Below are 23,021 nucleotides of genomic sequence, written 5' to 3'. Positions count from 1 at the left end.
GCTCCCGGCCGGCTCCCTCAGCTCCCGGCCGGTTCCACGGCCGGTACGGGCACCGGCCGCGTCTCCGGCAGCAGCGCGAAACACACCAGGCTGATCAGCGCGATGCAGGTCAGATACACGCCGACGCCCCACGGGACACGCCCGCCCCGCTCGGCGAGTGCCGTGGCCACGATCGGGGTGAGGGCGCCGCCGAGGACACCACCGAGGTTGTAGCCCACGGCGGCGCCGGTGCAGCGGACCCGGGGCTCGTACAGCTCGGGCAGGTAGGCGGCGATCACCGCGAACATGAGGACGAAGGCGAGCAGGGCGCCCTGGATGCCGAGGAACATCAGCAGCGGCTCCCCGGTCGACAGCAGCGCCACCATCGGCAGCATCCACAGGACGCACGCCGCGCACCCCGTCAGACACATCGGCCGACGCCCGTAGCGGTCGCCGAGCATTGCCACCAGGGGCGTCAGCGCGCCCTTCACGACCACCGCACCCATGACGCACACCAGCATGACCGTACGGCTCACACCGAGCCGTTCCGTCGCATACGCCAGCGACCAGGTCGTCACCGCGTAGAACACCGCGTAGCCGACCGCCAGCGCCCCGGCCGTCAGCAGCACCAGCCGCCCGTGGTGCCGTACGACCTCCACGATCGGCACGCGCGCGTGGTCGTCGATCTCCAGGAACCGGGGGCTCTCCACGAGGGACGAACGCAGCCACAGTCCGGCCAGCGCCAGCGCGCCGGCCGCCCAGAACGGCACCCGCCAGCCCCAGCGCGCGAACTCCGCGTCCGACAGGGCCGCCGACAGGGCGAGCACCACCCCGTTGGCCAGGACGAACCCAAGCGCCGGCCCCACCTGGGGAAAGCTCGCCCACAGGGCGCGCCGCTGTGCGGGGGCGTGTTCGGCGGTCAGCAGCACCGCCCCGCCCCACTCCCCGCCGAGCCCCAGCCCCTGCAGGAAACGCAGCACGAGCAGCAGCACGGGCGCGGCCGTGCCGATGGTGCCGTAGGACGGCACGCAGCCGACCGCGACCGTCGAGGCGCCGGTCAGCAGCAGGGAGACGACGAGCACCGGACGCCGCCCGCGCCGGTCCCCGAGATGCCCGAACAGCACCGAGCCCAGCGGCCGGGCCACGAACCCCACGCCGAACGTCGCGAACGCCGCCAGCGTCCCCGCGAGCGGCGAGAACGTCGGGAAGAACAGTGGTCCCAGGACCAGGGCCGCCGCGGTGCCGTACACGAAGAAGTCGTAGAACTCGATCGCTGTGCCGACCAGGGAGGCCGCGGCGAGCCGCGGCATCGAAGGGGTTACGGTGCGTACACGGTGCATGTGGCGTCAACTACCCCTGGTGATCACGGGTTACGGGGGCGTGCGGTGGCGATCATGAAGGCCGGAGCGCACGCCCGGGCGACCGGCGCGCACGGCCCGCTGTCCGCCCTGGCGGGCGTGATACACCGGGTGCGAGCAGCGGTCGCAGACCCACCGCCCCGAACCGACCGGAGGAACCGTGCCCCGCACCCTGGCCAACGCCCCGATCATGATCCTCAACGGGCCCAACCTGAATCTGCTCGGCCAGCGCCAGCCCGAGATCTACGGCAAGGACACGCTGGCCGACGTGGAGGCGCTGTGCGTGAAGGCGGCGGGCGCGCACGGCGGCACGGTGGACTTCCGGCAGTCCAACCACGAGGGCGTACTGGTCGACTGGATCCACGAGGCGCGGCTGAACCACTGCGGGATCGTCATCAACCCCGGGGCCTACTCGCACACCTCGGTCGCCATCCTGGACGCGCTCAACACCTGTGACGGCATGCCCGTGCTGGAGGTGCACATCTCCAACATCCACCAGCGCGAGTCGTTCCGGCACCACTCCTACGTCTCGCTGCGCGCCGACGGCGTGATCGCCGGGTGCGGTGTGCAGGGCTACGTGTTCGGTGTGGAGCGGGTCGCGGCGCTGGCCGGGGCGGCGCAGACGGAAGCCTGACCTCCCGCGCGCGGGCCTACAGCCGGCCCGCCTCCACGAGCCGCCGCAGGAAGCGCCGGGTGCGCTCCTGCCGCGGCTCGCCGAAGATCTGCTCGGCGCTTCCGCGTTCCAGCACGACCCCGCCGTCCAGGAAGCACACCTGGTCGGCGACGTCCCGGGCGAAGCCCATCTCGTGCGTCGCCAGCACCATGGTCATGCCCTCGTCCTTCAGGCCGCGCACCACGTCCAGCACCTCGCCGACGAGTTCCGGGTCGAGCGCGGCCGTGATCTCGTCCAGCAGCAACAGCCGGGGCCGTACCGCGAGGGCCCGTACGATCGCCACCCGCTGCTGCTGACCGCCGCTCAGCCGGTCGGGGTAGGCGTCCGCCTTGTCCGCCAGTCCGAGGCGTTCCAGCAGCTCCCTGGCCCGTTCCTCGGCCTCCGCACGGGAGGCGCCGTGGACGCGGCGAGGCGCGAGCGTGATGTTGTCGAGCACGGTCATGTGAGGGAAGAGGTTGTACGCCTGGAAGACGACGCCGATCCGGCGCCGTACCGCGTCCTGGTCCGTACGCGGATCGGTGATCTCCTCGCCGTCCAGCCAGATGGCGCCGTCGTCGATCTCCTCCAGCAGGTTGGCGCAGCGCAGCAGCGTCGACTTGCCCGACCCGGAGGCGCCGATCAGCGCGGTCACCGTGTGCGGGGCGACCTCCAGATCGACGTCCCGCAGGACGACCGAGCCGCCGAAGGTCTTGCGGACCGACTCCATCCGCAGGACGGGCGCGTTGCTCACGGATGTGCTCTCCGTCGTGCTCACAGGGCTCCTCCCCGAACGCTCACAGGGACCCTCCCTGGGCCCGCCGCCGGTCCATCCGGGCCGTCACCCAGTCGGTGAACCGGGTCATCGGGATGGTCAGCGCGACGAACACCAGCCCCGCGACGATGTACGGCGTGTAGTTCAGACTGCGGCCCACGATGATGTCGGCCGCCCGTACGGCGTCCACCGCGCCCCCGATGGACACCAGACCGGTGTCCTTCTGCAGCGACACCAGGTCGTTGAGCAGCGGCGGCACCTGACGGCGCACCGCCTGCGGCAGGACGACGTAGCGTAGGGCCTGCCGGTTGGTCAGGCCCAGCGAGCGGGCCGCCGCGCGCTGCGAGGGGTGGATGGACTCGATGCCGGCGCGGAACACCTCCGCCACGTACGCCGAATACGTCAGCGTCAGCGCCGTACCGCCGAGCAGCACCGGATCGACCGTGACACCCTGCAGCCGCAGCGCCGGCACACCGAGGACCACGATCATGAGGTTGATGATCAGCGGCAGCCCGCGGAAGAAGTCGGTGTACGCCGCGGCCAGGACCCGCAGCGGGAAGAAGACCGGGCCGCGCAGGGTCCGCGCCACGGCGATCAGCATGCCGAGGACCAGGACGGCGGCACCGCAGATCAGCAGCAGGCGGACGTTCAGCCACAGTCCTTCGAGGACCTTCGGGAACGCCTCGCGCGCATAGTGCGCGCTGAAGAACGTTTCCTTGGTGCGCGGCCAGCCTGGTGCGTTGACGACGACGAGGTAGAGCACGGCGGCCGTGACGAGGGTCGACAGGGCCGCGATGGCCGTGGCGCGACGGGTCCGCGCGCGTCGGTAGCGCTCGCGCGCCAGCCGGCGTTCGGACGGTACGTAGCCGTCGGCGGACAGGCCGGCGCCCTCGGGCATGTCGCCCTTGCCGTCCGCCCCCTCGCGGGCCGGCTCTCCCTTGGTGACCGTCACTTGAGCACCGGGGCGTCGACGGCGTCGGAGAGCCACTGCTTCTCGATGCGGGCCAGCGTGCCGTCCTTGCGCAGGGCGTCGACGGCGGTGGTCAGGCACGGGGTCAGCGCGCTGCCCTTGTCCAGCACCAGCCCGAACTGCTCGGGCGTGCCGCCCTGGTTCTCGAACTGGCCGACGATCTTCGCCTCCGTCACCTCGGCCGCGGTGATGTAGAACGCGGTCGGCAGGTCGGTGACGATGGCGTCGACCTGCCCGTTCTTCAGGGCCGACTTGGCCTGGTCGTTCTTGGCGTAGACGGCCGCCTGCGCGGCCGGCTTCACGACGTCGCTGATGTAGTCGAGGCTCGTGGTGCCGACCTGGGCGCCCAGCTTCAGCTTCTTCAGATCCGCGATGCCCGTCGCCTCGGCGGCCTTGCTGCCCTTCAGCGCGACGACTGCCTGGCGCACGTCGTAGTAGCCGGAGGAGAAGTCCACGGCCTTCTTGCGCTCGGCGCTGATCGACACCTGGTTGATGTCGAAGTCGAAGGTCTTCACCCCCGGCGCGAACGCCTTGTTGAACGGCACGCTCTGCCAGACGACCGCACTCTTGTCGTATCCCAGCTGCTCGGCCACGGCATAGGCGACCGCCGACTCGAAGCCCTTGCCATTGGCGGGCTTGTCGTCCTTGAACCAGGGCTCGTACGCCGGTTCGTCCGTCGCGATCGTCAGCTTCCCGGAGGTCTTGGTGGCGAGCTTGCCCTTGGCGCAGCTCTTCGCGGCCGAACCAGACGGGGCGGCCGACGCGTTCTCCTCGGGCTGCGGAGCACAGCCGACAGCGGTGGCGAGCAGGGCTACGGTGACAGCGGCGAGGGCGCGGCGCAGGGCGCGAGGGGCAGCATGCATGGCGGGAGAGTGGCAGCGAACTCCGCGTTTGTCCAGGTCACAGCGCTAGTTGTCCGCATACTGGGAACGGGTGTTGCGGCCGTGTGAACGCGCCTTGCGCGCGGCCCACAAGCGCGTGTGCGTGGGCCTGGGCCGCCGGCCGAGGGCGGGGTTGGAGACCGGCGGCCCCTACCGCTCAGGAACCGTCGTCCTGTGCGGTGCTGTTACCAGTTGACCGCGGCCGACGGCTCTCCGGGAGTGCGCACGGGGGCCCGTTGCATGCGAAAGGTTCACACGGGGCGCGCAGGGGTGGTGCACGCCGGGCGTGCGGATGAGGAGTGCGACCGGCGCGTACGCAACTTGCCTACGAGGGGCGCGCGTACGACCTGTGCGCCGGAGCACGAGGCGCTTCCTGCGGCCGGGTGCGTGCGCGAGATTCGCGCCGACGCCTGCCACCCTTCCCACGCGCCCGGGCGTCCCTCCGGATGGGCAGCCCCCGCTCACCACCCGCGCGCGTGCCACTCCGGCAGATGCGGCCGTTCCGTGCCCAGCGTGGTGTCGTTGCCGTGCCCCGGGTAGACCCACGTCTCGTCCGGCAGCACGGCGAAGAGCTTCGTCTCCACGTCGTGGATCAGGCTGGCGAACGCCTTCGGGTCCTTGCGCGTGTTGCCGACACCGCCCGGGAACAGGCAGTCACCGGTGAAGAGGTGCGGGTGGCCGTGCGGGTCGTCGTAGACCAGCGCGATCGAGCCGGGCGTGTGCCCGACCAGATGCCGGGCGGTGAGCTCCACGCGGCCCACCCTGATGACGTCGCCGTCGTCCACGAGGACATCGGTGGGCACCGGGATGCCGGAGGCGTCGTCGCGGCCGGCGTACGTACGCGCGCCCGTGGCCGCGACCACGTCGGCGAGCGCCTGCCAGTGGTCGCCGTGCTGATGCGTGGTGACGACGGACGCGATGCCGTCGTCACCGATCATGCCGAGGAGCGTCTCCGCCTCGTTGGCGGCGTCGATCAGGAGCTGCTCGTCGGTGGCCCGGCAGCGCAGCAGATAGGCGTTGTTGTCCATCGGGCCGACCGCGATCTTGGTGATCATCAGGTCTTTCAGCTCGTGCACATCCGCCGGTCCGCCGACCTTGACCTCTCCGGAGTACGTCATGACGGCCAGCCTATAGCCGGGAAGCCCCGGTCGGCGGCCGTCCGCACGCGCCTGCGGACGGTCGTCGTCCTGCACGGAGGCGGCTGCGGCGATCTACAGCGGAGGCAGCTTCGGCAGGGCTCCGCCCCGCACCTCCAGCGCCGCCCCGTCCCGGCGACCGGCGAGCCAGCCCACCAGGTCCGCCGGCCGGCCGGTGACCGTGATCTCCGGCACGTCCGCCGCACGCCCCGTGCTCCACGCCCGCGTGCCGTCCGTGAGGCGGGTCGCCGGGACGTCGGCGTGCCCGGAGAACCGGTCGGCGAGGAAGCCGGTCTCCCGCTCCAGGAACTCCGCGGGGAGATCCTCCAGCTCGTACCCGGTACCGAGGTCGACGTGGTGCAGCTCCACCTCGGCCCACCGGCGGAACGGCACCCGGGACGCGGAGTCGGTGACCCCGTTGCGCAGCTCCACCGTCCGCGTCCAGTCCGCGGGCTCGTCCCCGGTCGCCTGGAAGCGGGCCGCGCTCTCCCGGAGGTCGGCGGCCTGGACCTCCACGGGCCGCGAAGCGTCCCGCTCGATGTCGGCGTCCCGTGCCTCGGCGCTGACGTACATGGGGCGGCCCCGCAGAACGTTCACCAGCGCGTCCGCGTTCCGGGCGAGGTGGGCGAGGACGTGTCCGCGGCTCCAGCCCGGAAGCCGTGACGGCTCGGCGAGCGAGGCGTTGTCCATTTTCGCGACCGCGTTGAGCAGTCGCTCGGTCGCTTCACGTACACGGGCCAGGTCATGAGCGTGATCAATCATGGTGCTGACCCTAGCCGTGTCACACCTTCGGGTGAAGGTGATGAACCTCGACCGCAAATCGAATGCACGTGCTATATGGTCGAAGGCGGCGTCGGGCATGCTGGAGGGTCGGGGGTTGTTATGCAACCGGGCAATCCGACCGGCGTTGTCAGTGGCTCCCCCTAGTCTGAAGAAGCACGGGGGCCCCGCCCCTGTCACTTCTCTCAAGAAAGGTGCGGACCGGCGTGGCCGACCGTCTCATCGTCCGTGGCGCGCGCGAGCACAACCTGAAGAATGTCTCGCTCGACCTGCCTCGTGACTCGCTCATCGTCTTCACGGGCCTGTCCGGGTCGGGCAAGTCCTCCCTGGCCTTCGACACGATCTTCGCGGAGGGCCAGCGCCGCTACGTGGAGTCGCTCTCCTCGTACGCACGGCAGTTCCTCGGCCAGATGGACAAGCCCGACGTCGACTTCATCGAGGGCCTCTCCCCAGCGGTCTCCATCGACCAGAAGTCGACCTCGCGCAACCCGCGCTCGACGGTCGGCACGATCACCGAGGTCTACGACTACCTGCGTCTGCTCTTCGCGCGCATCGGCAAGCCGCACTGCCCCGAGTGCGGCCGCCCGATCTCGCGCCAGTCGCCGCAGGCCATCGTGGACAGGGTCCTGGAGCTGCCGGAGGGCAGCCGCTTCCAGGTGCTGTCCCCGCTGGTCCGCGAGCGCAAGGGCGAGTTCGTCGACCTCTTCGCCGACCTCCAGACCAAGGGCTACTCCCGGGCGCGCGTGGACGGCCAGACCGTCCAGCTGTCCGAACCGCCGGTCCTGAAGAAGCAGGAGAAGCACACCATCGAGGTGGTCGTGGACCGCCTCACGGTGAAGGACTCCGCCAAGCGCCGCCTCACCGACTCGGTGGAGACGGCCCTCGGCCTGTCCGGCGGCATGGTCGTGCTCGACTTCGTCGACCTCCCCGAGGACGACCCCGAGCGCGAGCGCATGTACTCGGAGCACCTGTACTGCCCGTACGACGACCTGTCCTTCGAGGAGCTGGAGCCGCGCTCCTTCTCCTTCAACTCGCCCTTCGGCGCCTGCCCCGAGTGCACCGGCATCGGCACGCGCATGGAGGTCGACCCGGAACTGATCGTCCCGGACGAGGACAAGTCCCTGGACGAGGGCGCCATCCACCCCTGGTCCCACGGGCACACCAAGGACTACTTCAGCCGTCTGATCGGCGCCCTCGCGGACGCCCTCGGCTTCCGCACGGACATCCCCTTCGCGGGGCTGCCGCAGCGCGCCAGGAAGGCCCTGCTGTACGGCCACAAGACCCAGATCGAGGTGCGCTACCGCAACCGGTACGGCCGGGAGCGCGTCTACACCACCCCGTTCGAGGGCGCGGTGCCCTTCGTCAAGCGCCGGCACAGCGAGGCCGAGAGCGACGCCAGTCGCGAGCGCTTCGAGGGCTACATGCGCGAGGTGCCCTGCCCCTCCTGCCAGGGCACGCGCCTGAAGCCGATCGTCCTCGCGGTGACGATCATGGACAAGTCGATCGCCGAGGTCGCCGCGATGTCGATCAGTGACTGCGCGGACTTCCTGGGCGAACTGAAGCTGAACGCCCGCGACAAGAAGATCGCCGAGCGGGTCCTGAAGGAGGTCAACGAGCGGCTGCGCTTCCTGGTCGACGTCGGCCTGGACTACCTCTCGCTCAACCGCGCGGCGGGCACCCTCTCCGGCGGCGAGGCCCAGCGCATCCGCCTGGCCACCCAGATCGGCTCCGGCCTCGTCGGCGTCCTGTACGTCCTGGACGAGCCGTCCATCGGCCTGCACCAGCGGGACAACCACCGCCTGATCGAGACCCTGGTCCGGCTACGCGACATGGGCAACACGCTCATCGTCGTGGAGCACGACGAGGACACCATCAAGGTCGCCGACTGGATCGTGGACATCGGCCCCGGCGCGGGCGAGCACGGCGGCAAGGTCGTGCACAGCGGCTCCGTGAAGGAGCTGCTGGCCAACACCGAGTCGCAGACCGGCGCCTACCTCGCGGGCCGCAAGTCGATCCCGCTCCCGGACGTGCGCCGGCCCCGTGACCTGTCCCGGCAGCTCACCGTGCACGGCGCCCGGGAGAACAACCTGCAGGACATCGACGTGTCCTTCCCGCTGGGCGTGTTCACGGCCGTCACCGGTGTCTCCGGCTCCGGCAAGTCGACCCTGGTCAACGACATCCTGTACACGCACCTGGCCCGTGAGCTGAACGGCGCCCGGACCGTTCCCGGACGGCACACGCGCGTGGAGGGCGACGACCTGGTCGACAAGGTCGTGCACGTCGACCAGTCGCCGATCGGCCGTACCCCCCGGTCCAACCCGGCCACGTACACCGGTGTCTTCGACCACATCCGCAAGCTGTTCGCCGAGACCACCGAGGCGAAGGTCCGGGGCTACCTGCCCGGCCGCTTCTCCTTCAACGTCAAGGGCGGTCGCTGCGAGAACTGCGCGGGCGACGGCACGATCAAGATCGAGATGAACTTCCTCCCGGACGTCTACGTCCCGTGCGAGGTCTGCCATGGCGCCCGGTACAACCGGGAGACCCTGGAGGTCCACTACAAGGGCAAGTCCATCGCCGAGGTCCTGAACATGCCGATCGAGGAGGCCATGCACTTCTTCGAGGCGGTGCCGGCGATCTCCCGCCACCTGAGGACGCTGCACGACGTCGGCCTCGGCTACGTCCGCCTCGGCCAGTCCGCCACCACCCTCTCCGGTGGTGAGGCGCAGCGCGTCAAGCTCGCCAGCGAACTGCAGAAGCGGTCCACCGGGCGCACGGTCTACGTCCTGGACGAGCCGACCACCGGTCTGCACTTCGAGGACATCAGCAAGCTGCTCAAGGTCCTCGGCGGGCTCGTCGACAAGGGCAACACGGTCATCGTCATCGAGCACAACCTCGACGTGATCAAGACCGCCGACTGGATCGTGGACATGGGCCCCGAGGGCGGCGCTGGCGGTGGCCTGGTGGTCGCCGAGGGCACGCCGGAGGAGGTCGCCGGGGTTCCGGCGAGCCACACGGGCAAGTTCCTGCGCGAGATCCTCGGCGCCGACCGCATCAGCGACGCCGAGCCGGTCCCGGCACAGCGCGGTGGTACGGCCCGGAAGACGGCCGCGGCCAAGTCGTCGGCGAGGAAGACGGTGACGGCCAAGGCCAACAGCACGTCGACCAAGAAGGCGGCGACGGTGACGAAGAAGGCAGCGACGGCCACGAAGAAGGCGACGCCCGCGAAGAAGACGACGCGGGCCCGCAAGGCCTGACATCGCTCCGAAAGCCCGGACATCGCCTAGGACGTCCTGACGAAATATCAAAAAGCCGGCGCCCCGCGGGAACTTCCCGCGGGGCGCCGCTCGTTCCACTGTCAGCCAGCCCGGTCCAGCGGTCCGACAGGCTCCCGCACACCGCCGGCCCGGTCGCACCTTGTCAACAGCACAGGGAAATCAGCCGCTCACCAAGCGGTCGGCCCAGCCAGCTCCGCCGCGTACGGCGGCTCGGCCCCCGCCCGCGAGCAGGTGATCGCCGCCGCCCGTGCCGCGAAGCGCAGCAGCCGCGTCCAGCCCTCCGTGCCGAGGGCGGCGAGCGCTTCCGGTGACAGCGCGTCCCGGGCGGCCAGCCCGTGCAGCAGGGCCGCGTTCACCGTGTCACCGGCGCCGATGGTGTCCACGACATCGACCTTCTCACCCGGCACGGAAAGCTCCCCGCCGTCCCGGGTGAACACGGTCAGACCGTCGCCGCCCCGCGTGACCACCACGGCCGCCGGTCCCGCGGCCAGCCACTCGCGCGGGCTGCCGCCGAGCCACGCCGCATCCTCCGCGGACAGCTTCAGCAGCGTCACCGAGGGCAGCCAGCTCTTGAAACGCGCCCGGTAGGCGTCCGCGTCCGGGATCAGCCCCGCCCGGATGTTGGGATCCAGCGCGGTGAACAGGCCCTGCCCGGCTGCCGCGCGCATCAGTTCCTCGTAGGCGCTCGCCCCCGGTTCCAGGACGAGCGAACAGGTGCCGAACGACACCGCGCGCGTACCGATGGGGAGCGCGGCAGGGGCGGTGAACAGACGGTCGGCGGTGCCGTCGACGTAGAAGGAGTAGGCGGCCGAGCCGGCGGCGTCGATCGTGGCGACGGCGAGGGTCGTCGGCTCCGGCCCCCGCTGCACGCCCGACACGTCGACGCCGTCCCGTCGCAGCCCGTCGAGCAGGGCCTCGCCGAAGGCGTCGTCCGACGTCCGGGAGCAGAAGGCGGTGGGGGAGCCGAGCCGGCCGAGGGCCACGGCGGTGTTGTACGGGCCGCCGCCGAGCGCCGGTTTCAGGTCCGCGAGGGCACCAGGGCCCTGCGGTACCAGGTCGATCAGTGCCTCACCGGCGACGACGATCACGTGGCGGTTCCCTTCTCGGACAGCGTGGATGACGCGGTGGGTCCGCCCGCCCCGGCGGGGCCCGGCTCCTCCGGGCAGCCGCAGGACGTGCGGTGGACGAAGGTGCACTGCAGCCGGAGCGTGCGGACCGGACGGTCCGGCTCGGCCAGCCGGTCCAGGAGCACCCGGACCGCCTGGGCGCCCAGCTCCCGGCTGGGCTGGGCGATGGCGGTCAGCCGGGGCGAGAACAGGTCGGCCCAGGCGAAGTCGTCGAAGCAGCACAGGGCGATGTCGTCCGGCACGGACCGGCCGTGCCGGCGCAGTGCGCGCAGGGCGCCGATGGTCATCGCGTTGTTGGCGGTGACGAGCGCCGTGGGCGGATCGGGCAGGGCGAGCAGGGCGGACGTGGCCCGCTCTGCCCCGGCGGACTCGGAGTTGCCGCAGACGAGGAGACGTCCGTCGTACGCCAGACCGGCGGCGGCGAGTCCCTCCCGGTAACCGGAGACGCGCTCGCTGGTGGTGCTGAGCCCGGGCAGGCCGGCGACCAGGGCGATCCGGCGGTGCCCCAGTTCGGCGAGGTGGGCGACGAGCAGGGCCGTCGGCGCGGTGCCCTCGGCACAGACCTGGTCGAAACGCGGTCCGCCGAGGACGGAGGCGGCGCCGGCACCCTCGCCCGGCGAAACGTCCTCCGGCGCGCTCGCGTCGACCAGCCGGTCCAGGAACACCGTCGGCACCGCGTGGCGGCGCAGATAGCCGACGAGGTCACCGGGGTCCGCGGACGCGGCGACGATCATGCCGTCCACCCGGCGCTCGTGGAGGAGCTGGACGACCTTGCGCTCGTGCCGGGGGTCGTCGTGCGGATCGGCGATGAGCAGGCTGTAGCCCGCCTCCAGGGCAGCGGACTCGACACCCTGCAGGATCTCGGTGAAGTACGGATTGCTGATGGCCGACACCGCGAGGCCGATGGAGCGGGTGCGCGAGGTGACCAGGGAGCGGGCCAGGGTGTTGGGGGTGTAGCCCAGGGCGTCGACGGCGTCGAGTACGGCCTGGCGGGTGTGGGGTCGCACCGGACGCGTGTCGTTGAGGACATGGGAGACGGTCGCCACGGAGACCCCGGCGCGCCGGGCGACATCTGCCATGGTGGCCATTGCGCTCCCTTTCTGAGTCGACATAACGACAAGTCGACGAATCGCATGCTCGAAACCGCTCCGGAGCTGCGGGTCCACCGAACCGCCGGCCCCTCGAATCGCCGGTCGCCGAACCCCGCCATCCGGCCGGGACGCTATCCCATCCTCCCGCCTCGCGTAAACGCTTACGCAAACGTTTACGTCACGCCCTATGCTCGCTCCCCGTCGAACACGGCCGGACCTCGCCCCCTGCGGCGCACGTGGCGCACCCGGCGCACACCGCCCCGTGCCCATCGCCCCCGCCCGCCCCGGCCTCCACCGGCCCCCGCTCCCATCCCGACCCCTCTGTCCGGGTATCGTCGCCCTGCACGCCCCTTGACCAGTGGAGTACCAGATGCCCGCCCGATCCTCCGCGAGCCGCCGTACCGTCCTTCGAGGGGCCGCTGTCGCCCCGGTCGCCGGGCTCGGCCTGGCCGCGTGCTCGGCTCCCGGCGGGAATGGCGCGGCCGCGGCCACCCCGACCGCGCCGGTCGACCTCGGTGCCGAGACCGAGGTCGCCAAGGGCGGGGCGAAGCTCTACCGGGACCACAACGTGGTCGTCAGCCGCGACGAGGACGGCGCGTTGAGGGCGTACAGCACGATCTGCACGCACGCGGGGTGCCCCATCAACAAGCTGCAGGGGACGACCTTGATCTGCCCTTGTCACGGCAGCCAGTTCGACGCCGTGACGGGCAAGGTGGTCCAGGCGCCGGCCACCGTGCCCCTGAACGAGCTGTCGGTGAAGGCCACGAACGGCAGGATCGTCGCCGGCCCGGCGGCGGACTGACCGGAGGGCCGCGAGGTCAGGGATTCCGGTCTCAGCGCCGGGAGCCACCCTTCGGCGGGCGGGGGTGCGAGGGACCGCTCACTCCCAGTCCCAGGCGATTCCCACGATGCCCGGCCGGATCCGCGGCTCGACCACGTGGGCCGAGTGGTGCGGGCCGGTCACGGGCAGTCCCTGCCGGCCGCTGCGCGGGGCCGCCGCCGAGTGCTGGGTGAAGCGGTGGCAGCGCACCGGCAGGACGGCCGTGTCGAAGCGCACCTGGAGCGCGTACTGGCCACCGGGGCAGCCGAACCGCTGGAGATACTCGTGGGAAGGCCCGGCCGTGCCGTCCTCGATGCCGTACCGGAAGAGGAAGGTGTCGCCGGAGCCCAGTCGCGTGCCGAAGAGCAGCTCGGCCACCAGGACCCCGGTGCCCTGGTCCCAGTGGAGGCGACCGGTGCGGCAGTTCTCCAGGGCGTGCACAGTGATGCGGCGCGGGTCGCAGCCCGGGTCGCCGTGGTGGACGGCGAGGAAGCGGTCGACGCCGTCGCGGTGGGCGCGCACGATGTGGTGGGCCTCGCGGCTCGCCAGCTCGCGCCGGGCGCCGATCCGGACGCACTCGTGGTGGCCCAGGGTGTGCAGCCCGCCGTCCACGGGCCGGCCGAGGTCGGCGGTGAGCCGGTCCACGACATCGGAGGCCTCGACCAGGGAGCGGTAGGAGCGGCCCGCGGGACGGCCGGCCGCCGTGTGCTCGTCCGACTCGGCGAGCAGGCGGATCAGGGACTCGTCCGGCAACTGGAGGATCTCCTCCAGTGCCCGTACGGCCCGCAGCGACTCGGGGCGCTGCGGGCGGCGGGCGCCCTGTTGCCAGTAACTGAGGCTGGTGACGCCCACCTTGACCCCGTGGCGCGACAGGTGGTGCTGCACGCGCTGGAGCGGCAGTCCGCGTGCGGCGATCGCGGCGCGCAGCGCCACGTGGAAGGGGCCGCCGCGCAGGGCCGTGTCCAGTTCCGCGGTGGGGGCGTCCGCGTGCTCTGTGGCATGCCGCATGCCGAGAGGCCTTTCTGTGAAGTGTCGCTACGGCTGGTCAGACCGCCTGTGCGGGTGTGCGGGGCCACCCCCCCCGTGGGCACTGCGGACGCCCATGGCCGGGCATGCCGCGCGCCCGTACGCATGTGTGCGCGGGCCCCGAGTTCCCCCGCATTGAAGCGTGTTGACCAGAACCCGACAACACCTCGGACCCGGCTGTTCCGGAGGACTGGCCGGACCCTGCCGTTCCCCGGACGGGGGAAGGGGTTGCGCGGGGGGCGCCCCGGGCCTGATCAAGGGGCTCGCCGGGGAGACGGTGATACGCGACACGTCCCCGGCATGGCCGGAAGGCGTCCGTCGTATGCGCCCGGAGCGCGGCTCGGCGCGCCGGGGAGGGGAATGCCGCCCGTCCTGGACCGTCCCGCCTGTCCGGAGAGCCCCCGGGGAGTGCCCGGAGAGTCCTCGGGGAGTGCCCGGGGACGCCCGGGGGATGTCCGGGGAAGGCCCGGGGAGGGGGACACCTCCCGCCCGGCGACCGAGGTGCCGTCCGTCCGGGACCGTCCACAGGCCCGACGCGGTGTCGGTGCTCGTTAGTAGGGTGTGAGACATGGCCGACCCTTCCAGCTACCGCCCCAGGCCGGGAGACATCCCGGACTCTCCCGGGGTGTACAGGTTCCGCGACGAGCACCGCCGGGTGATCTACGTCGGAAAGGCGAAGAGCCTGCGCCAGCGCCTGGCGAACTACTTCCAGGACCTGGCGAACCTGCACCCGCGCACCCGGACCATGGTGACCACCGCCGCGTCCGTGGAGTGGACCGTGGTGTCCACGGAGGTGGAGGCGCTGCAGCTGGAGTACTCCTGGATCAAGGAGTACGACCCCCGGTTCAACGTCAAGTACCGCGACGACAAGAGCTACCCGTACCTCGCGGTCACGATGAGCGAGCAGTTCCCGCGGGTGCAGGTGATGCGGGGTCACAAGAAGAAGGGCGTGCGTTACTTCGGGCCGTACGCGCACGCGTGGGCCATCCGGGACACCGTCGACCTGCTGCTGCGGGTGTTCCCGGTGCGCACCTGCTCGGCGGGCGTCTTCAAGAACGCCGCCCGCACCGGCCGCCCCTGCCTGCTCGGCTACATCGGCAAGTGCTCCGCCCCGTGCGTCGGCCGGATCACTCCCGAGGAGCACCGGGAGCTGGCCGAGGACTTCTGCGACTTCATGGCCGGCCGCACCGGCACCTACCTCCGCCGTCTGGAGAGGCAGATGATGGAGGCGGCCGAGGAGATGGAGTACGAGCGGGCGGCCCGTCTGCGCGACGACATCGAGGCCCTGAAGAAGGCCATGGAGAAGAACGCGGTCGTGCTCGCCGACGCGACCGACGCCGACCTGATCGCCGTCGCCGAGGACGAGCTGGAGGCGGCCGTGCAGATCTTCCACGTGCGCGGCGGCCGGGTCCGGGGCCAGCGCGGCTGGGTGACCGACAAGGTCGAGGAGGTCACCACCGGCGCCCTGGTCGAGCACGCGCTGCAGCAGCTGTACGGCGAGGAGACCGGCGACGCGGTCCCCAAGGAGGTGCTGGTCCCGGCGCTGCCCGAGCCGGTCGAGCCGGTCCAGGAGTGGCTGACCGGCCGCCGCGGGTCCAACGTGTCACTGCGCATCCCGCAGCGCGGCGACAAGAAGGCGCTGATGGAGACCGTGCAGCGCAACGCCCAGCAGGCCCTCGCGCTGCACAAGACCAAGCGCGCCTCCGACCTGACCACGCGCTCGCGGGCGCTGGAGGAGATCGCCGAGGCCCTCGACCTGGACAGCGCCCCGCTGCGCATCGAGTGCTACGACATCTCGCACCTCCAGGGCGACGACGTGGTGGCCTCCATGGTCGTCTTCGAGGACGGTCTGCAGCGCAAGGGCGAGTACCGCCGCTTCCAGATCAAGGGCTTCGCCGGCCAGGACGACGTCCGTTCCATGCACGAGGTGATCACCCGCCGGTTCAGGCGCTACCTCGCCGAGAAGGAGCGGACCGGGGAGTGGGCCGACGGCACCTCCGCCGATGTCTCCGCCGCCACTGGCCCCGGAACGCACGGCTCCGGCGCGGCGGGCCCGGCCGTCGACGGCTCCGGTACCCCGGCTCCCGTTGCTGACGGCTCCGGTACCCCGGAGCCCCTCGTCGACGGCGACGCCGCGCTCACCGGCACGGACGTGATCACCGACTCCCTCAAGGACGACGACGGCCGCCCCAGGAAGTTCGCCTACCCGCCCCAGCTGGTCGTGGTCGACGGCGGGCAGCCGCAGGTCGCGGCGGCCCGGCGCGCGCTGGACGAGCTGGGTATCGACGACATCGCCGTCTGCGGCCTCGCCAAGCGCCTGGAGGAGGTCTGGGTGCCCGGCGAGGACGACCCGGTGGTCCTGCCCCGCACCAGCGAGGGTCTCTACCTGCTCCAGCGCGTGCGTGACGAGGCCCACCGGTTCGCGATCACCTACCAGCGCACCAAGCGGGCCAAACGGTTCCGCGCGGGCCCGCTGGACGACGTCCCCGGCCTCGGCGAGACCCGCAAACAGGCGCTCATCAAGCATTTCGGCTCGGTGAAGAAGCTGCGGTCCGCCACAATCGAGCAGATCCAGGAAGTGCCCGGGATAGGCCGCAAGACGGCCGAGACCATCGCCGTGGCCCTCGCCCAGGCGGCCCCGGCCGCACCCGCCGTGAACACGGCGACCGGAGAGATCATTGAGGACGAGGAACCCGACACGACGGGGGGTTCCTCGGGGGAGCCCGTGACCGCGGGTGCCCCGGACGAACGACGGGGGCAGGAGACATGACCGAGCACGAGGCACAGCCCACAGCACGACGAGATCAGGCGCACGGCGCCACGGACGACGACGTCGTCCGGCAGGACACCGGCCAGGACGCCGGCCGGCAGGACACCGGCCGGTCCACGGGCCAGGACAACGGAGCACAGGTGAGTACGGGCAGCGAGACAGCCGGGGCCCCCGAGGCGGCCATCCCCGAGCTGGTGATCATCTCCGGCATGTCCGGGGCCGGCCGGTCCACGGCCGCGAAGTGTCTGGAGGACCTCGGCTGGTTCGTCGTGGACAACCTGCCGCCCGCCCTCATCCCCACCATGGTGGAGCTGGGTGCCCGCTCGCAGGGCAACGTGGCGCGGATCGCGGTCGTCGTCGACGTGCGCGGCCGGCGCTTCTTCGACAACCTGCGCGAGTCCCTGGCCGACCTGGACACCCGGGGCGTCACCCGGCGGATCGTCTTCCTGGAGTCCTCCGACGAGGCCCTGGTCCGCCGCTTCGAGTCGGTGCGCCGTCCGCACCCGCTCCAGGGCGACGGGCGCATCGTGGACGGCATCGCCGCCGAGCGGGAGCTGCTGCGCGAACTGCGCGGTGACGCCGACCTGGTGATCGACACCTCCAGCCTCAACGTGCACGAGCTGCGCGCCAAGATGGACGCCCAGTTCGCCGGCGAGGAGGAGCCCGAGCTGCGGGCCACCGTGATGTCGTTCGGCTTCAAGTACGGCCTGCCGGTCGACGCCGACCTGGTCGCGGACATGCGGTTCCTGCCCAACCCGCACTGGGTCCCGGAGCTGCGCCCCTACACCGGCCTCAACGAGGAGGTCGCCGCCTATGTCTTCAACCAGCCCGGCGCGAAGGACTTCCTCGACCGGTACGCCGAACTGCTGCGGCTCATCGCGGCCGGCTACCGGCGCGAGGGCAAGCGCTACGTGACCATCGCCATCGGCTGCACGGGCGGCAAGCACCGCTCGGTCGCGATGTCGGAGAAGCTCGCCGCGCGCCTCGCGGCCGAGGGCGTGGAGACGGTGGTCGTGCACCGGGACATGGGACGGGAATGACGGGACGTACACCGCGGCTGGGCAGGCTGCGCCGGATGGTGCCCGACGCGCGCGCCGGCCGCCCGGCCGAGGCCCGCGGAGGCCGGCCGCGCCGCCGCGGCACCCAGCCCAAGGTGGTCGCGCTCGGTGGCGGCATGGGCCTGTCCGCGTCGCTCGCCGCGCTGCGCCGGATCACCGGCGATCTCACCGCCGTCGTCACCGTGGCCGACGACGGAGGTTCCAGCGGACGCCTGCGCGACGAGCTGGGCGTGCTGCCGCCCGGCGACCTGCGCAAGGCGCTGGCCGCGCTGTGCGGCGACGACGACTGGGGCCAGACCTGGGCCCGGGTCATCCAGCACCGCTTCCAGTCCCAGGGCGACCTGCACGACCACGCGGTCGGCAACCTGCTGATCGTCGCCCTGTGGGAGCAGCTCGGCGACCATGTGCAGGCCCTGGACCTGGTCGGCAAGCTGCTCGGCGCGCACGGGCGGGTGCTGCCCATGTCGGCCGTGCCGCTGGAGCTGCAGGCCCTGGTCAAGGGGCACGACCCGGACCGCCCGGAGGACGTGGACACGGTGCGCGGGCAGGCGACCGTGGCCCTGACGCCCGGCGAGGTGCAGTCGGTGCACCTCGTGCCGCACGACCCGCCCGCCGTCCCCGAGGCGGTGGCCGCGGTGCTGGACGCGGACTGGGTGGTGCTCGGTCCGGGCTCCTGGTTCTCCTCGGTCATCCCGCACCTGCTGGTCCCGCAGCTGCTGGACGCCCTCACCGAGACCAAGGCACGCCGTGTGCTCTCCCTCAACCTGGCGCCGCAGCCCGGAGAAACCGAGGGCTTCTCCCCGCAGCGTCATTTGGAGGTTTTGGGGCGACACGCCCCTAAACTCGCCCTGGACGTGGTGCTGGCTGACGAGGCCGCCGTGCCCGACCGCGACTCGCTCACCGAGGCCGCCAAGCGGCTGGGAGCGGCGGTGGAGCTGGCGCCGGTGGCCAGGCCCGACGGTTCCCCCCGGCACGACCCGGAGCTGTTGGCCGCCGCGTACGACCGTATTTTTCGGATGCATGGAAGGATCGGCCCATGGCGATGACGGCAGCGGTGAAGGACGAGATCTCCCGGCTCCCCGTCACCCGGACCTGCTGCAGGAAGGCGGAGGTCTCCGCCATTCTGCGGTTCGCCGGCGGCCTCCACCTGGTGAGCGGGCGCATCGTGATCGAGGCGGAGCTGGACACCGCGATGGCGGCGCGCCGGCTCAAGCGGGACATCCTGGAGATCTTCGGGCACAGTTCCGAGCTGATCGTGATGGCGCCCGGCGGACTGCGCCGCGGTTCGCGGTACGTCGTGCGGGTCGTGGCGGGCGGTGACCAGCTGGCCCGGCAGACGGGTCTGGTCGACGGGCGGGGCCGGCCGATCCGCGGGCTGCCCCCGCAGGTGGTCTCGGGGGCCACCTGTGACGCGGAGGCGGCCTGGCGCGGGGCCTTCCTGGCGCACGGTTCGCTCACCGAGCCCGGCCGCTCCTCCTCCCTGGAGGTGACCTGCCCGGGCCCGGAGGCGGCGCTCGCACTGGTCGGGGCCGCCCGCAGACTGTCGATCGCCGCGAAGGCCCGCGAGGTGCGCGGGGTGGACCGGGTGGTCGTCCGGGACGGTGACGCGATCGGCGCCCTGCTCACCCGGCTGGGCGCCCACGAGTCGGTGCTGGCCTGGGAGGAGCGCCGGATGCGCCGCGAGGTGCGGGCCACCGCCAACCGGCTCGCCAACTTCGACGACGCCAACCTGCGCCGCTCGGCCCGTGCCGCCGTGGCCGCCGGGGCCCGGGTGCAGCGCGCCCTGGAGATCCTGGGCGACGAGGTGCCCGAGCACCTCGCGGCGGCCGGCCGGCTGCGCATGGAGCACAAGCAGGCCTCCCTGGAGGAGCTGGGCGCGCTCGCCGACCCGCCGCTGACGAAGGACGCGGTCGCGGGCCGTATCCGCCGGCTGCTGGCGATGGCCGACAAGCGCGCCTCCGACCTGGGCATCCCGGGCACGGAGGCGAACCTCAGCGAGGAGCTCGCGGACAACCTCGTCGGCTGACCGGACGGGGCGTCAACTCGCCGGTGCCGTCCTCCGATCGGGTGGTCGGCACCGGCGTTCGCGTGTCTGTGAGGCGCTCTTGACTCGATCATGATGTGACATGAGCCTGGCAACCTGTTCGCCGCTGTGGCGGACCACCGCTAGGGGGGTTCATGAGACACAGAGCGAGATCGATCCTCGCTGTCGGCGCGCTTCTGATCGGCGGAGCGAGCCTCGCACCCACGGCACAGGCACAGAGCGCGAGCCCGGCACCCTCCGGACCGGACGAGGTCAAGGTCTTCCGCGCCGAGGTCACCCAGAAGCAGGTACCCCTCCTGCTCAAGGCCGGCCAGGACGGACACGAACTCGGTGAGCAGGCCGCCGCGGGGGGCAGGACCCGGGTGGAGGTCTACCTCACCGAAAAGCAGGCCGCGCAGCTGCGCAAGCAGGGCGTCACCCTCACCGAGCACACCCTGTCCGCCCGGGCGGAGGCCCGGGTCGAGGACGCCGCGCAGGGCGTGTTCCGCCCGTACAGCGGCAGCGGCGGACTCAGGGAGGAGATCCTGCGGACCGCCCGGGCCCACCCCGGCCTCACGAAGGTCGAGTCCATCGGCAGGACCGTCAGGGGCCAGGACATCCTCGCGCTCAAACTGACCAGGGACGCGAAGAAGTCGAAGGACGGCTCCAAGCCCTCCGTGCTGTACATGTCCAACCAGCACGCGCGCGAGTGGATCACGCCGGAGATGACCCGGCGGCTGATGCACTACTACCTGGACCGCTACCGGACCGACAAGCGCGTCAAGAAGATCGTCGACTCGACGGAGCTGTGGTTCGTCCTCTCGGCCAACCCCGACGGCTACGACTACACCTTCAAGGACTCCGGCACCCGCCTGTGGCGCAAGAACCTGCGCGACGTCAACGGCGACGGCGTCATCAGCACGGGTGACGGCGTCGACCTGAACCGCAACTTCGCCTACAAGTGGGGCTACGACGACGAGGGTTCGTCCCCCAACCCCACCAGCCAGACCTACCGCGGCGCGAGCCCCGGCTCCGAGCCCGAGACCAAGGCGCTGGACGGCTTCGAGAAGCGCGTCGGCTTCCGGTACGCCATCAACTACCACTCCGCCGCCGAACTCCTCCTCTACGGCGTCGGCTGGCAGGTGGCCACGCCCACCCCCGACGACGTCCTCTACAAGGCGCTGGCCGGCACCCCGGGCAACTCCGCCGTCCCCGGCTACCACCCGCAGGTCTCCTCGGAGCTGTACACCACCAACGGCGAGGCGGACGGCCACGCGTCGAACGTCAACGGGATGGCGATGTTCACCCCGGAGATGTCGACCTGCCAGACCGCGTCGGACCTCGATCCCGACGACGCCTGGAAGAGCCAGGACTGCCAGTCGGTCTTCAACTTTCCCGACGACGAGAAGCTGATCCAGCAGGAGTTCGCCAAGAACGTCCCGTTCGCGCTCTCCGTCGCCGAGACCGCCGTACACCCCGACAAGCCGGCCTCCTCGGTCGGCCTGAGCGCCGCCGACTTCACCCCGGCCGCGCTCTCCACGTCGTACGCCCGCGGTGCCGGCCAGGAGGTCTCCGTCGTCGTCCGCAAGGCGGTCCGGCACAAGGAGCTCAAGTACCGCGTCGACGGCGGCCGTACGCGCGTGCGGGCACTGAAGTCCTGGAAGGGCGGCGAGACCTACGGCGGCGAGGACGACCTCTACTTCGACGAGTACCGCGCCGAGGTGAAGGGCGGCGAGCCGGGTGACAAGGTCGAGGTGTGGTTCACCGGCGAGACCGGCAAGGGGAAGAAGGTCTCCAGCACCCACTTCACCTACACCGTCGCCGAACGGCCGCGGGCGGACACCCTCGTGGTGGCCGAGGAGGGCACGGCTGCCACGCAGGCGCGGACGTACGTGGACGCGCTGAAGGCCGCGGGGCACCGGGCCCTCGTCTGGGACGTGGCCACGCAGGGCGCCCCGGACGCGCTCGGCGTGCTGAAGCACTTCCGGACGGTCGTGCACTACTCCGGCGCGAACGGCCCCGCCAACGCCACCCAGCTCCAGCTGCGCGCCTACCTCAACGAGGGCGGCAGGCTGATCGAGGCCGGCGAGCTGGCCGGCGGCAGCGTCGACCTCGGCGACGGCACCCTGTCGGACGACTTCAGCCAGTACTACCTGGGCGCCTACAGCCGTACGTCGACCAAGGGGGCCACCGGTTTCACCGGCTCCGGTGCGCTCGGCGGCTTCACCGGCGCCCTCGGCGACGCGCCCGGCAACCCGCTGGACAAGGCCGGCACCTACGGCGTCACCTCCGACGAGCTGCCGGTCGCCGCGTACCCCCAGTTCAAGAGCGCGGGCGCGGGCACCTTCGCGGGGACCGTCAACCCGTACGGGCCGTACGCGGGCTCCGCCATGGCGGCCGCCGTGCACACCGACGACGCCTACAAGCGCCTCACCCGCACCATCGACCTCACCGGTGTCACCGCGGCCGACAAGCCGGCCCTGAGCACCCGTCTGCTGTGGGACACCGAGCCGGGCTACGACCACGCGGTGGTCGAGGCGCACACCGTGGGCGCCGACGACTGGACGACCCTGCCGGAGGCCGGAGGGGCCACGGCGACGACCGTGCCGGAGGACTGCGGGGCCGGGTTCCTGATCAACGAGCACCCCTGGCTGAAGCACTACTTGACGCTCACGGGCAACGCCTGCACCGCGACCGGAACCACCGGGTCCTGGCACAGCCTCACCGGCAGCTCCGCCGGCTGGCAGCAGGTGAGCTTCGACCTGAGCGCGTACGCGGGCAAGTCCGTCGAGGTCTCGCTCGGCTACATCACCGACCCCGGCACCGGCGGGCACGGCGTCCTCGCCGACGACGCCTCGCTGGTCGTGCGCGGCGCGGCGCGGGAGACCGAGGGCTTCGAGTCGTCGCTGGGCGCATGGAGGACGGCCGGCCCGCCCGCCGGCAGCCCGGCGGTGCTGAAGGACTGGGCGCGCACCGGAACTTTGTTCCAGACCTATGGAGCGGTCACCACGGACGACACGGTGCTGCTCGGTTTCGGCCTGGAGCAGGTGTCGTCGGCGGCCGGCCGGGCGGCTCTGCTGCGGAAGGCGTACGACGCGCTCGACAGGTGAGCGGAACCCCCTCTCAACGGTGCGGAAACGGGGTACTCATCAACTGAGCCGACCCGCTCACGAACGAGTGAAAAAAGCGTCAGAAGTGCCCCGCATTCCGTAATGAATACGGATGAAACCGCTGTCGATCCGAGGCGGTCCGTACCCCTACTGACGGGTACGGACCGCCTGCCCGTGTATGGGACATCTCGAT

The 23,021-nt window shown here is 71.5% G+C and carries 17 protein-coding genes; 8 read left to right on the top strand and 9 right to left on the bottom strand.

Annotated features, from left to right (window positions below):
* Positions 1-17: 17 nt before the first annotated feature.
* Positions 18-1,289, bottom strand: coding sequence for an MFS transporter (locus IG05_RS0134450; protein WP_030348006.1), 1,272 nt, complete (start codon positions 1,287-1,289; stop codon positions 18-20).
* Between the two features lie 208 nt (positions 1,290-1,497).
* Between IG05_RS0134450 and aroQ the strand changes: the two genes are divergently transcribed.
* On the top strand, positions 1,498-1,971 hold the full coding sequence (gene aroQ / locus IG05_RS0134445; RefSeq protein WP_030348005.1) for a type II 3-dehydroquinate dehydratase: 474 nt from the start codon (positions 1,498-1,500) through the stop codon (positions 1,969-1,971).
* Between the two features lie 16 nt (positions 1,972-1,987).
* Here the strand turns inward: aroQ and IG05_RS0134440 are convergent, their stop codons facing one another.
* The 5 genes from IG05_RS0134440 to IG05_RS0134420 all read right to left on the bottom strand — a co-directional run bounded on the left by IG05_RS0134440 (position 1,988) and on the right by IG05_RS0134420 (position 6,510).
* Positions 1,988-2,716 carry an amino acid ABC transporter ATP-binding protein gene (locus tag IG05_RS0134440; protein ID WP_051790560.1) on the bottom strand — a complete coding sequence of 243 codons (729 nt, stop codon included), beginning with the start codon at positions 2,714-2,716 and terminating at the stop codon, positions 1,988-1,990.
* A 67-nt stretch (positions 2,717-2,783) separates the two neighbouring features.
* Positions 2,784-3,713 (bottom strand): amino acid ABC transporter permease, encoded by a 930-nt coding sequence (locus tag IG05_RS0134435; protein WP_030348003.1) that lies wholly within the window; start codon positions 3,711-3,713, stop codon positions 2,784-2,786.
* Positions 3,710-4,594: an ABC transporter substrate-binding protein gene (locus tag IG05_RS0134430; protein ID WP_030348002.1), complete on the bottom strand. Its 885-nt coding sequence runs from the start codon at positions 4,592-4,594 to the stop codon at positions 3,710-3,712. The genes IG05_RS0134435 and IG05_RS0134430 overlap by 4 nt, the downstream gene beginning before the upstream one ends.
* A 479-nt stretch (positions 4,595-5,073) precedes the next feature.
* Positions 5,074-5,730, bottom strand: coding sequence for an MBL fold metallo-hydrolase (locus IG05_RS0134425; RefSeq protein ID WP_030348001.1), 657 nt, complete (start codon positions 5,728-5,730; stop codon positions 5,074-5,076).
* 93 nt (positions 5,731-5,823) lie between these two features.
* The gene (locus IG05_RS0134420) at positions 5,824-6,510 is read right to left on the bottom strand and encodes a maleylpyruvate isomerase family mycothiol-dependent enzyme (RefSeq protein ID WP_030348000.1); all 687 of its coding nucleotides are present in this window, start codon (positions 6,508-6,510) and stop codon (positions 5,824-5,826) included.
* 224 nt (positions 6,511-6,734) lie between these two features.
* Here IG05_RS0134420 and uvrA point away from each other — a divergent pair, with 224 nt between their 5' ends.
* Positions 6,735-9,782, top strand: coding sequence for an excinuclease ABC subunit UvrA (gene uvrA / locus IG05_RS0134415; RefSeq protein WP_030347999.1), 3,048 nt, complete (start codon positions 6,735-6,737; stop codon positions 9,780-9,782).
* A 188-nt stretch (positions 9,783-9,970) separates the two neighbouring features.
* Here uvrA and IG05_RS0134410 read toward each other — a convergent pair whose 3' ends face one another.
* Positions 9,971-10,891, bottom strand: a complete 921-nt coding sequence (locus tag IG05_RS0134410) for a carbohydrate kinase family protein (protein WP_030347998.1) — start codon at positions 10,889-10,891, stop codon at positions 9,971-9,973.
* Entirely contained in the window at positions 10,888-12,018 is a 1,131-nt protein-coding gene (locus tag IG05_RS0134405; RefSeq protein ID WP_030347997.1) for a LacI family DNA-binding transcriptional regulator, read from the bottom strand. The genes IG05_RS0134410 and IG05_RS0134405 overlap by 4 nt, the downstream gene beginning before the upstream one ends.
* A 373-nt stretch (positions 12,019-12,391) precedes the next feature.
* Here IG05_RS0134405 and IG05_RS0134400 point away from each other — a divergent pair, with 373 nt between their 5' ends.
* Positions 12,392-12,823, top strand: coding sequence for a Rieske (2Fe-2S) protein (locus IG05_RS0134400; protein ID WP_030347996.1), 432 nt, complete (start codon positions 12,392-12,394; stop codon positions 12,821-12,823).
* 78 nt (positions 12,824-12,901) lie between these two features.
* Here the strand turns inward: IG05_RS0134400 and IG05_RS0134395 are convergent, their stop codons facing one another.
* Positions 12,902-13,849 carry a hypothetical protein gene (locus IG05_RS0134395; protein WP_030347995.1) on the bottom strand — a complete coding sequence of 316 codons (948 nt, stop codon included), beginning with the start codon at positions 13,847-13,849 and terminating at the stop codon, positions 12,902-12,904.
* 586 nt (positions 13,850-14,435) lie between these two features.
* Here IG05_RS0134395 and uvrC point away from each other — a divergent pair.
* The 5 genes from uvrC (at position 14,436) to IG05_RS0134370 (ending at position 22,828) form a co-directional block, all read left to right on the top strand.
* Complete coding sequence (gene uvrC, locus IG05_RS0134390; protein WP_030347994.1) at positions 14,436-16,637, top strand: excinuclease ABC subunit UvrC; 2,202 nt, start codon at positions 14,436-14,438, stop codon at positions 16,635-16,637.
* Complete coding sequence (gene rapZ, locus IG05_RS0134385; protein ID WP_030347993.1) at positions 16,634-17,677, top strand: RNase adapter RapZ; 1,044 nt, start codon at positions 16,634-16,636, stop codon at positions 17,675-17,677. The genes uvrC and rapZ overlap by 4 nt, the downstream gene beginning before the upstream one ends.
* Complete coding sequence (locus IG05_RS0134380; RefSeq protein ID WP_030347992.1) at positions 17,674-18,741, top strand: gluconeogenesis factor YvcK family protein; 1,068 nt, start codon at positions 17,674-17,676, stop codon at positions 18,739-18,741. The genes rapZ and IG05_RS0134380 overlap by 4 nt, the downstream gene beginning before the upstream one ends.
* Positions 18,732-19,721, top strand: coding sequence for a DNA-binding protein WhiA (gene whiA, locus IG05_RS0134375; protein WP_030347991.1), 990 nt, complete (start codon positions 18,732-18,734; stop codon positions 19,719-19,721). The genes IG05_RS0134380 and whiA overlap by 10 nt, the downstream gene beginning before the upstream one ends.
* Positions 19,722-19,873: 152 nt before the next feature.
* The gene (locus IG05_RS0134370) at positions 19,874-22,828 is read left to right on the top strand and encodes a M14 family metallopeptidase (RefSeq protein ID WP_030347990.1); all 2,955 of its coding nucleotides are present in this window, start codon (positions 19,874-19,876) and stop codon (positions 22,826-22,828) included.
* Positions 22,829-23,021 lie beyond the last annotated feature (193 nt).

Origin of the sequence: Streptomyces sp. NRRL S-1022, from assembly GCF_000720135.1 — a bacterium.
Lineage (GTDB): Bacteria > Actinomycetota > Actinomycetes > Streptomycetales > Streptomycetaceae > Streptomyces.
The sequence above is the reverse complement of the archived record's forward strand: the minus strand, read 5'-3'. Positions and strand labels throughout refer to the sequence as shown.